This window comes from Kitasatospora sp. NPDC059803 (assembly GCF_042732255.1).
Taxonomy (GTDB): domain Bacteria; phylum Actinomycetota; class Actinomycetes; order Streptomycetales; family Streptomycetaceae; genus Kitasatospora.
The window spans coordinates 1-3,434 of the sequence record NZ_JBHWIJ010000487.1 but is presented as its reverse complement, the minus strand read 5'-3'; the positions used below and the strand labels follow the sequence as shown (position 1 = coordinate 3,434).

Below are 3,434 nucleotides of genomic sequence, written 5' to 3'. Positions count from 1 at the left end.
GCTCGCCCGCGGCTGGCCGCGGCTGGCGCTGGCGGCCTGTCTGGCGGCGGCCGCGGCCCTCGGCGGCGTGGCCGTCCAGCAGCACCGGGAGGCTAACCGGGCCAGGGCCCTCGCCGCCGCGCTGCAGCGGCACCAGGACCTGGTCACCGGGCTGCTGGCGGCACCCGACGCCCGTCGGGCGAGCGGCCCGGCGGCCGGCGGCACCGGCAGCGGGGCGGTGGTCTGGTCGCACGGCCGGGGCCGGGCCGTCCTCCTGGCCTCCGGCCTGCCCGCCCCGGCGGACGGCACGGCGTACGAGCTGTGGTTCGACGACGGCGCCGCGATGCGCCCGGCGGGGCTGATGCCCCGGGGCGACGGCGCGTTCCTGCTGGACGGCCCCCTGGACGGTGCGCGCGGCATCGGCGTCACGGTGGAGCCCTCGGCCGGCTCCGCTCACCCCACGGGGGCGCCGGTCCTGCTGATCCCGTTCACCTGAGCGGCCGAACCGGGTCGGGCGAAAGGCCGGGTCGGTCAGGTCGGTCAGGTCGGGGTCAGGAGACGGAGACGGTGCCGGTGCCGGTGCCGGTGCCGGTGCCGGTGCCGTGCACGGATTCGGCACCGGGCGGGTGACGGCCTGCCGCGCGATGCCCGTGGACGGCGAATTCACCGCTACGCGTGACGCGGCTGAACACTCCGGACGGGCCCGGGCGGACCCCAGGGGCGCCCCGGGTGCCCTTGAGCGGCCTCAGCGCGGCCCCGGCTCTGGCCGGGAGGTGTCACCCGGCCAGAGCAATGTCACCCGATCGGGGGGTATCCGGACTCGCACCCATCCGGTGGAGCCGGACCACCGAATGAGGACCGTGACCGATGAGACGAGCAGCAGCCCGCCGGGCGCCCTCCCCCGAGCACGCACCCGTGCCGCCGGGCCGGCCGTCGCGGCGCTGTGCGGGCTGGCGGCCGCCGCCGCGGCCGTGGGAGCCGGCGAGGCGGCGGCGGCGTTCACCCGCCCCCAGGCCTCACCGGTGGTGGCGATCGGCTCGGCGGCGATCGACCTCGCACCCACCGCCGTCAAGGCGTGGGCGGTCCAGCGGTTCGGCACCGGCGACAAGACGGTCCTGCTGGGCGGGATCTACACCGTCATGGGCCTCGCGGCCGCGGCCCTCGGCGTGCTGGCCGGACGCCGTCGCGACGCGGCCGCCGCCCTGTTCGCGGCCTTCGGCGGCCTCGGTGCCTGGGCAGCGCTGGCCCGCCCGCAGGCCGTCCCCACCGACCTGCTGCCCTCCGCCGCCGCGGCGGGCGGCGCGGTCGCCGTGCTGTGGTGGCTGACCGGACCCGCCCTCTCCCTTGGCCCTTTCCTTGGCCCCTCCCGCCGCTCGGGCGCGGTCCGGCCGGCCGGGCCCGAGCGGCGGCGCGTCCTGGCGGCCGGCGCCACGATCGGCGCGGCCGCCGCCCTCGGCACGGCCGGACGCGTCCTGTCCGACCGACGCTGCGACGTCAGCGCGGCCCGCGCCGCCGTCCGCCTGCCGCCGCCGCTGCACCCGGCGCCGCCACTGCCGCGCGCCGTCGGCGCCACGGTCCCCGGCCTGCCCCCGTTCATCACCCCCACCGCCGACTTCTACCGCGTCGACACCGCCCTGACCCTGCCGCGCATCGACCCGCGCGCCTGGTCGCTGCGGCTGCACGGCCTGGTCGACCGCCCACTGCTGATCGGCTTCGACGACCTGCTCGCCCTCGGGCTGGAGGAGCTGGACCACACCCTGTCCTGCGTCTCCAACGAGGTCGGCGGCCCCTACGCGGGCACCACCCGCTGGCTCGGCGCCTCGCTGCCCGCCCTGCTGCGCCGCGCCGGCGTCCGCTCCGGCGCCGAGCAGCTCGTCGGCCGCTCGCAGGACGGCATGACGATCGGCACCCCGGTCGAGGCGCTCCTCGACGGGCGCCGGGCGCTGCTCGCGGTGGCGATGAACGGCGAGGCGCTGCCCGTCGAACACGGCTTCCCCTGCCGCACGGTGGTGCCCGGCCTCTACGGCTACACCTCGGCCACCAAGTGGCTCGTCGACCTGGAGGTGACCACCTTCGCCGCCCGCGACCCGTACTGGGTGCGGCGCGGCTGGGACCGCACCGGCGAGGTCCGCACCGCCTCGCGGATCGACGTGCCCGCGCCGTTCGCCCGCGTGCCGCCCGGCGACGTGACGGTGGCCGGCACCGCCTGGGCCACCCACCGCGGCATCGCCGCCGTCGAGGTGCGCGTCGACGGCGGGCCCTGGCGGCAGGCCGAACTGGCCGCCGACGCCGGGCCCGACCTGTGGCGCCAGTGGACCCACGCCTGGACCGGCGCCGCCCCCGGGACCCACCGCATCGAGGCCCGCGCCACCGACGCCACCGGGGCCGTCCAGCCCGAGACCCGCACACCTCCCTACCCCTCGGGCGCGACGGGCTGGCACAGCGTCGTCGTCACCGTCACCTGACCCCACCCCACGACCTACCCACCCCTTCGGCATCCGGGATCCGCCCGATGCCCCTGACAGGAGAATCCGTCCATGAACACGACCGTCCTGGTCCGCAAGCCCTTCGCCGCCGTCCTCGCCGCCGGCCTGCTGGCCGCCGCCCTGAGCGCGTGCAGCAACAGCGGCGGCGACGCGAAGTCCTCGGACACGGCCAAGAACACCACCGCGGCCGCCGCACCCCAGCCGTCCAGTGCCCAGGCTTCCGGTGCCCCGTCCGCCGAGCAGGTGACGGCCGGGCAGCCGTTCGGCACCGCGTGCGCGGCCGTCCCCAAGGACGGGGCGGGCAGCTTCACCGGCATGGCCAAGGACCCGGTCGCCACCGCCGCCTCCAACAACCCGCTGCTGTCCACCCTCGTCACCGCCGTCAAGCAGGCCGGCCTGGTGGACACCCTCAACTCCGCGAAGAACATCACCGTCTTCGCCCCCACCAACGACGCCTTCGCCAAGCTCCCGAAGAAGGACCTCGACGCCGTCCTCGCCGACAAGGACAAGCTCACCAAGATCCTCACCTACCACGTCGTCCCCCAGCGCCTGGCTCCCGCGGCACTCGCCGGCGGACACAAGACCCTGGCCGCCGACGACCTCACCGTGACCGGCGCCGCCCCGGACTTCACCGTCAACTCCGCCGCCAAGGTGCTGTGCGGCGACGTCCAGACCGCCAACGCCACCGTCTACATCGTCGACACCGTCCTGATGCCCGCCTCCTGACCCGGCATCAGCCCATGAACCGCGGCCCCCGGCGAACAACCCCCCGGTAACCGGGGGCCGCACCCCCACCTCCCGCCCCCGCCGGCTTCCCCACCAGCCAAATATGTAGACCGACCGACATATTTCTTCTACGCCACGATTCCAGCCGCGGGGGGAGGATGGGGGGGCCGGAGTTGGCGGCCCCCCAGCGCGCGCCCGCGGGCGGGCGGCCCCCCGCGCCCCCGGGGAGGCCGCGATAATATT

General features: G+C 76.6%; 3 protein-coding genes. All 3 read left to right on the top strand.

Features of this window, described 5'->3' with window-relative positions; translation table 11 throughout:
• Window positions 1-475, top strand: a 475-nt coding sequence (locus ACFV6I_RS38550; RefSeq protein ID WP_380430849.1) for an anti-sigma factor, incomplete at its 5' end; no start/stop codon positions are given.
• 355 nt (window positions 476-830) lie between these two features.
• Complete coding sequence (locus tag ACFV6I_RS38545) at window positions 831-2,444, top strand: molybdopterin-dependent oxidoreductase (RefSeq protein WP_380430847.1); 1,614 nt, start codon at window positions 831-833, stop codon at window positions 2,442-2,444.
• 72 nt (window positions 2,445-2,516) lie between these two features.
• A complete protein-coding gene (locus ACFV6I_RS38540; RefSeq protein ID WP_380430845.1) occupies window positions 2,517-3,191 on the top strand; it encodes a fasciclin domain-containing protein in 675 nt (224 codons plus the stop codon).
• The last annotated feature ends 243 nt before the right edge of the window (window positions 3,192-3,434 follow it).